8 protein-coding genes and 1 pseudogene are annotated in these 6,293 nt (G+C 54.3%); 6 read left to right on the forward strand and 3 right to left on the reverse strand.

All coding sequences use genetic code 11. The features are described from left to right. Positions 1-190 precede the first annotated feature (190 nt). Positions 191-496, forward strand: a complete 306-nt coding sequence (locus TH5_RS19835) for an ArsR/SmtB family transcription factor (RefSeq protein WP_062952459.1) — start codon at positions 191-193, stop codon at positions 494-496. 74 nt (positions 497-570) lie between these two features. Here the strand turns inward: TH5_RS19835 and pdxH are convergent, their stop codons facing one another. Next, positions 571-1,191, reverse strand: coding sequence for a pyridoxamine 5'-phosphate oxidase (pdxH, locus tag TH5_RS19840; RefSeq protein ID WP_114123313.1), 621 nt, complete (start codon positions 1,189-1,191; stop codon positions 571-573). A gap of 148 nt (positions 1,192-1,339) precedes the next feature. Between pdxH and TH5_RS19845 the strand changes: the two genes are divergently transcribed. The 4 genes from TH5_RS19845 to TH5_RS19860 all read left to right on the forward strand — a co-directional run bounded on the left by TH5_RS19845 (position 1,340) and on the right by TH5_RS19860 (position 3,669). Then, positions 1,340-1,816, forward strand: coding sequence for an RT0821/Lpp0805 family surface protein (locus tag TH5_RS19845; RefSeq protein WP_114123314.1), 477 nt, complete (start codon positions 1,340-1,342; stop codon positions 1,814-1,816). Between the two features lie 170 nt (positions 1,817-1,986). After that, positions 1,987-2,895, forward strand: coding sequence for a DnaJ C-terminal domain-containing protein (locus TH5_RS19850; protein WP_114123315.1), 909 nt, complete (start codon positions 1,987-1,989; stop codon positions 2,893-2,895). 106 nt (positions 2,896-3,001) lie between these two features. Continuing rightward, positions 3,002-3,418 (forward strand): hypothetical protein, encoded by a 417-nt coding sequence (locus TH5_RS19855; protein WP_114123316.1) that lies wholly within the window; start codon positions 3,002-3,004, stop codon positions 3,416-3,418. Then, positions 3,415-3,669, forward strand: a complete 255-nt coding sequence (locus TH5_RS19860) for a hypothetical protein (RefSeq protein ID WP_114123317.1) — start codon at positions 3,415-3,417, stop codon at positions 3,667-3,669. The genes TH5_RS19855 and TH5_RS19860 overlap by 4 nt, the downstream gene beginning before the upstream one ends. Positions 3,670-3,690: 21 nt before the next feature. On the opposite strand, the gene slyA is transcribed toward TH5_RS19860, so the two are convergent. After that, positions 3,691-4,191, reverse strand: a complete 501-nt coding sequence (gene slyA, locus TH5_RS19865) for a transcriptional regulator SlyA (RefSeq protein ID WP_114123318.1) — start codon at positions 4,189-4,191, stop codon at positions 3,691-3,693. Positions 4,192-4,381: 190 nt separating this feature from the next. On the opposite strand from slyA, the gene TH5_RS19870 reads away from it, so the two are divergent. Beyond that, positions 4,382-5,743 (forward strand): mechanosensitive ion channel family protein, encoded by a 1,362-nt coding sequence (locus tag TH5_RS19870; protein ID WP_114123319.1) that lies wholly within the window; start codon positions 4,382-4,384, stop codon positions 5,741-5,743. Here the strand turns inward: TH5_RS19870 and TH5_RS19875 are convergent. Then, positions 5,740-6,293: pseudogene (locus TH5_RS19875) on the reverse strand (YihY family inner membrane protein); the annotation flags it as partial. The gene TH5_RS19870 and the pseudogene TH5_RS19875 sit on opposite strands and share 4 nt — an antisense overlap.

Here is a 6,293-nt window from a genome sequence, read left to right on the forward strand (position 1 = left end):
TTCATAAAAGAACCCGTTTAATCAACGAAACCGGCCTTTCCGCTACGAATTGCTTAGCTGGTGACGAAATCCAGTGTAACATCAAACCAATGCGTTGCCGAACTACGAAGATTAAATAGATTAACCGGTTTGTCGAATTCAATGCGCCAGAAAATAGCCGAACCGACTGCGAGAATGGATGCTACGCCTGATGCCTTATAGCAATTTACACAAAAACGCTCGTGATGCTGCGGAGTTCCTGAAAACATTGGGAAATGAATGGCGCCTTATGGTTCTTTGTTCACTGGGAACAACCGAAAAATCGGTCAGCACTCTGGAAGGTGAACTTGGCATCAAGCAATCGGCTCTATCACAGCACCTTGCCAGATTACGCCGTGACGGGCTGGTGAAGACGCGCAGGGAATCGCAAACGATTTATTACTCGCTGGCCAATCCCGATATCATGAAGATCATCGGCGTATTGCAGGAAGTATTCTGCCCTCCCGAAGAGGCTTAAGACTTCCAACTACCCCAAACGCACTGATCCCTGCGGTTTGCTTTTCCGGAATCTGGCAACGTTTCCGAAGCCTCTCAGGGGAACAGCTTCTGCAGGTTCCACCCCTTGTCTTCGGCATCCCGGGTATAAAGCTGGCGATCATGCAGGCGAAATTTGCCCTCGGACCAGAACTCGATACGATCAGGGATCAGACGGAAACCGCCCCAATGTTCGGGGCGCGGCACTTTGCCCAGTCCGAATTTGGCGGTAAATTCAGCAACCCGTTTTTCCAGATCGAACCGGCCGCTCATTGGACGGGACTGGATCGAAGCCCAGGCACCAAGCTGGCTGCCGCGCGGACGCGATGCAAAATATTCATCCGATTCTGCACCATCAACGCGCGTTACCGCACCTTCGATACGCACGCATTTTTCAAGCGATTTCCAGTGAAAGCACAATGCAGCAAAGCTGTTTTCGGCAAGCTGATCACCCTTGCGGCTTTCATAATTGGTATAAAAAACAAAGCCGCGCTCGTCGAACCCCTTTAGCAGAACGATACGTGCCGATGGCCGCCCGTTGGCATCAGCTGTCGCCAGCGTCATCGCATCGGGATACGGTTTCTCCTTGTTTTTCGCCTCGTTAAACCACACGTCAAAAAGATCGAACGGAACCGCGTGGGCTTCATGCCCAATTTTTGGCGTATTTTTTTCGTCCATTGGGGTCAGGATTCCTTTGATAGTTCAAAATCCGCACCAAATTCGAAAGATACGGGTTTTGGATATACGTGAAACGACATACTCAAGATCGTTCCGTAGATACAGAACATATCGGTTGGGACAGGAAAGACAAGGTAGGCAAATAAATATGAAATTCCGTCATATCGTTATCCCCGTCGTGATGACCGCATTCATTGCCGGTTGTGCACAGGATCAGGGTCAGAAACAGACCGCCGGCACCCTTCTGGGCGCGGTTGGTGGTGCTGTTGCCGGTGCCCAGTTCGGTAAAGGATCGGGGCAGCTCGTAGGCGTTGCACTTGGTACGCTTGCCGGAGCCTTTATCGGCAGTGAAGTAGGCCGGTCGCTTGACAATGCGGACCGTGCCATCATGGCGCAGAACACCCAGCGGACACTTGAAAGTGCCCCCACGGGCCAGACTTCAACCTGGAACAATCCCGATACCGGTGCGCGGGGGACGGTAACCCCGGTTCGCACCTATCAGGAACCGAAGACCCAGGAATATTGCCGCGAATATCAGCAAACAGTAACCATCGGCGGCAAGCAGGAAGAGGCTTATGGCACGGCATGCCGCAAGCCGGATGGCAGCTGGGAAGTTGTGAACTGATCTTCACGGAATGACATTTAAAAAAAGCGGCGCGTTCCTTGCGGACAGCGCCGCTTTTTCATATCTGAGCCATGTCAAGGACAGCAATTAAAACAAATGGCTTCCTTGCCATAGCCGATACAGGCTTATAATACATCTATAGAGTTTCCCTTTATCCAACCGGTCAGGCGATGCAGGATCCCTACAAGACTTTGGGCGTTGCCAAAAACGCCACCCAGGACGAAATCAAGAAAGCCTATCGCAAACTTGCGCGCGAGCTTCATCCGGACGTCAATCCCGGCGACACCAAGATCGAAGAGCGGTTCAAAAAAGTTTCGGCCGCCTATCATCTTCTGGGGGATGCCGAACGTCGCAAGAAATATGACGCGGGCGAGATTGATGCCGATGGCCGCGAAACCGGACCGTTCGGCCGTGGGGGCGGCGCACGTTACAGCGGTCAGGCCGGCGGCGATCCATTCGGGTTTTCGGGTGCCAATGCCGAGGATATCTTTGACGAGATTTTCGGCAAAGGTGGACGTGGCGGCGGGTTTGGTGGCCGCAGGCAGGCCGAAAAGGTCAAGGGACCGAATATTTCCTACGAACTGAGCCTTGATCTGGCTGAGGCGATCATCGGCACGACCAAGCGCATCAACCTAGCGAGTGGCAAAAGTCTTGAAGTCCGCATTCCCGCTGGAAGCGAGGATGGCCAAACCCTCCGGCTGAAAGGCCAGGGGATGGCAGGCATGAATGGCGGGGAAGCAGGTGATGCGCTGATCAAGCTGCATGTCCACCCTGATAAAACGTTCCGCCGCGAAGGCAATGACCTGCATTGCGATCTGGCGATCAGTCTTGCCGAGGCGGTTCTGGGTGGCTCCATCGAAGTCCCGACGATCAATGGCAAAGTCAGCATGAAACTGCCTGCCAATGCCAATAGCGGCACGAAACTGCGCCTGCGCGGCAAGGGTGCGGCCTATGCCCGTGGTGACAAACGCGGCGATCAATATGTACATCTGACTGTCAAGCTGCCGGAAAATCGCGATGATGAACTGATCGATTTCGTTCGCGAATGGTCGGAAAAGCATCCCTACAAGGCGCGCTGACACAGCGATCCGGTCAGACCTGCTGGCGGCTTGACCGGACTCAAGACCTGAACTGTACTTCGCGGGCATTCTGCCTTTGCAGTTTCATCTGACAAAGGCATAAACCATGCGACCCATTGCACTTACGACGGTTCTGGCCGGTATAGCCCTGATTGGACTCACAGCATTTGTCGGCACATCACGTCCGACGCTGGAACTTTCCTATACCGCCGATTGCCAAAATAGCGCCGATTGGCAAAGCCGTCTTGTGGCCGAAGGTTTCGATGTTCGCCCCGCACAGGTCAGCAACCTGTCGCTTTCGGAACAGCAAGCGATGATGACCACCCCGGCATCGATGCGCGATTGCAAGATCGGGCGGGTTGCCGGTTACAGCGTGATTGGCGAAGTCGCTTCTGGCGATATCGTAACGCTTTTACGGCGCAAACCGGCCGATGTCATCGCACTTGCCCGTGACAATCAAACCGACGAAACGGTCGCGATCCATTATGACGGTTCCGTCGAACGCAGCAGAGCGCGGCAATGAAGAGCATTTCACGTTTACGGCTTGCCTTCACCGGGATCGGAGTGGTGACGGTTGGTGTATTGTGGGGCAGTGCCACCATGGTTTGGCTGTCATTGCCGAACGGATCGCCAACTCTCCTGCCTGCCGGCAGTCTTTTACCCGCAATCGCGATCAGCCTTGCGATCTTTGGCGGGCTTGGCTTTGGGGCAGCGGTTTTGACAGAACGCTGGGAAAATGAAAGCCTGCGGAACAGGTCGTCAAACCGGTCCTAGACAGCAACTGGCAGCAGGTGCCTATTTCTTGCCCTGCCCAACGATGACCATATCCCTGTCCTCTGCGCTTCCGGCAAAGGCATCGAACTGGCGTCCGATCTTTTTGAACACGGCGAGGCATTGTTCAAGTTCTTCGTCGGAAACATCGGCAAAAATCTGGGCGCGCACACCCTGTATCACCGCCTGAATCTGACGCAGTGCCGGTTCCGCCCGTTCCGTCAGATGAACGGTTTTTGCCCGCCGGTCATCAGGGACTTCGCGCCGTTCGATCAGCCCCTTTTCCTCCAGCCAGTCCAAGGTCCGCACCAATGTGGGCCCCTGCACTCCGGCAACGCGCGCCAGTTCCTTTTGGGTCAGGTCATGATCGGCCGTGCTTAGGCGAAAAAGGATTATCCAGCGTGCCTCCGTCAGGATAAAGGGCGATAAACGCCGATCAACTTCGGCGCGCCATTGCCGGGCGAGCATGCCCAGCCATATACCGAACTGTTCACGCGACGCATTGCTATCAGAGGGATTTGTCATGGGAACACCTGCAGGAGGATTTTTGATATTACAGACTTAAATAGATAGCTATCTATCGTCAAGGAAGCTGCTTCGGAAATCCCAAACAGGAATAACACAACCCTATCTCGCAGGGGCGGGTTCGCGTTACCATATGAAATAAAACATTTTCCATTCGCAGATCGTCATACAGGGAAGACGCAGGACACGCATGGAACAATTCTGGAATCCCGGCCAACTCGTGATCTGGCTTGAACAGGCCGCCGCATGGGTGGAAACCAATGTCCTGCTTGTTCCGATCCTGTTGCAGATTGTTGCCTGTCTGGTTGCAGTAATCCCGGCTCTGTTGCTACGTCGTCCGCTTTCGCGCCAACTGGCTCGTTTGCAAAACTGGCGGGCGCTTTTGCATTATGCCGGTTTTCGACGATTGCTTGCGGTTTTGCCAGACCTCGCCTTCCCGATCATTTTGGTTCTGCTGATCTGGTTTATTGATGCCATCGCGATACAGGCAGGACTTCGGCATAATATCCTGCGTCTGGTTGCAAGCCTTCTGAATGCGTGGATTTTCATTCGCTTGGGCACGGCCGTTGTCAATGATCCAGTCTGGGCGCGCAGCATTGCGATCATCGCCTGGGGGCTGGCTGCGCTTAACATCGTCGGCTGGCTTGATCCGACGATTGATCTGCTTGACAGTCTTGCCCTTCAAATCGGGCAATTTCGGATATCGGTATTTGGTGTCCTCAAAGCGATGCTATCGCTGGCGATCCTGCTATGGGTCGCGTCCTTTGCGTCGCGCATTTTCGAACAACGCATCCAGAAGGTTCACCGACTGACACCCTCGGTTCAGGTGCTTATGTCCAAGCTTCTGAAACTTGTGCTGCTGTCGATTGCGGTTTTGTTTGCGCTTTCGACCATCGGTGTCGATCTGACCGCGCTTGCCGTCTTTGGCGGTGCCATCGGTGTCGGCATCGGGTTTGGTCTGCAACGGATTGTCGCCAACCTGATCAGCGGCGTGATCCTGTTGCTGGACCGGTCGATCAAGCCGGGTGACGTGATCGCAATTGGCGATACCTTTGGCTGGATACAATCGCTGGGGGCACGTTACACCGCCGTTCGGACCCGTGACGGTACCGAATTCCTGATCCCGAACGAAGACCTGATCACCAATCAGGTCGAAAACTGGAGCCACTCGGACGTCAAATTGCGCCTGAAGGTTCCGGTCGGGATTGCCTATCGTTGCGATCCGCATTTCGCGATCAAACTTTGCAACGAGGCTGCTGCAAAATGCGCACGCGTGCTGGATAATCCCGGCCCGAATACATTGCTGCGCGGCTTTGGTGATAATTCGGTCGATCTTGAAATCCGCTTCTGGATCACGGATCCGCAAAACGGACGCGGCAATATCATTAGCGAAGTTTTGCTCAATGTCTGGGACAGCTTCAAGGAAAACGAGATCGAAATTCCGTTCCCGCAACGTGATCTGCATTTGCGCAGTAGTGATGGCGATATCCGGATCGAAATGAGCCGTCCGGATGACGCATCCGGTGACACAACACCGGACAGCCGGGATTAATCAACGATCTGCGTCATATCTTTTGGCCCGATTTCCCCTGATGATTCCTGTTCCCGCTTCGGTTCCGCCGTTTCGGGTACCTTGTCCTCGGATTTGGGTAAATCAAGAAGCTCAGCAACATTGACATCAAGGACGGTCTTGCGTGTTTTTTCCAGTTCGACCAAACGTTCGCGCATCGCAGTCGGCCAGCCACCATCAGCATTGACAAGAAGTAACCGGTCATAATCCAGAAACAGCCCAAGTCGGGTCATCAAATCCACCAGCGTAATCCGCGATAAATCCCCCGATAGAAGCCAGCGATGGCTTTCGGATCGCTCAATCAACTTGTCACGACGAAGCGCTGCCAGCGCCCAATTCAAATCCCGACCACCCAGTTTGGTTTCGCGCAACATCCGGCGATAGGTTGGCGGTTTGGAAGCCTCGTGGAAACGATGTTGCAGATATTCCAGAACCCGTAACACAGCGATGATGCGTTCCATCTGGCCCGGTACGGCACCTCGCGGATCGGGGATCAGTCCGGCCGCCCGTGCCGCGCGCCATTCGGATCGGG

The organism is Thalassospira xianhensis MCCC 1A02616 (assembly GCF_003326475.1).
GTDB classification, from domain to species: Bacteria; Pseudomonadota; Alphaproteobacteria; order Rhodospirillales; family Thalassospiraceae; genus Thalassospira; species Thalassospira xianhensis.

What these genes read in the sequence shown, in the direction of transcription:
- TH5_RS19850 (WP_114123315.1), top strand. Translation starts at nt 1,987, where the DNA reads ATGCAGGATCCCTACAAGACTTTGGGCGTTGCCAAAAACGCCACCCAG.
- slyA (WP_114123318.1), bottom strand. Translation starts at nt 4,191, where the DNA reads ATGACAAATCCCTCTGATAGCAATGCGTCGCGTGAACAGTTCGGTATA.
- TH5_RS19860 (WP_114123317.1), top strand. Translation starts at nt 3,415, where the DNA reads ATGAAGAGCATTTCACGTTTACGGCTTGCCTTCACCGGGATCGGAGTG.
- TH5_RS19870 (WP_114123319.1), top strand. Translation starts at nt 4,382, where the DNA reads ATGGAACAATTCTGGAATCCCGGCCAACTCGTGATCTGGCTTGAACAG.
- TH5_RS19845 (WP_114123314.1), top strand. Translation starts at nt 1,340, where the DNA reads ATGAAATTCCGTCATATCGTTATCCCCGTCGTGATGACCGCATTCATT.
- TH5_RS19835 (WP_062952459.1), top strand. Translation starts at nt 191, where the DNA reads ATGCCTTATAGCAATTTACACAAAAACGCTCGTGATGCTGCGGAGTTC.
- TH5_RS19855 (WP_114123316.1), top strand. Translation starts at nt 3,002, where the DNA reads ATGCGACCCATTGCACTTACGACGGTTCTGGCCGGTATAGCCCTGATT.
- pdxH (WP_114123313.1), bottom strand. Translation starts at nt 1,191, where the DNA reads ATGGACGAAAAAAATACGCCAAAAATTGGGCATGAAGCCCACGCGGTT.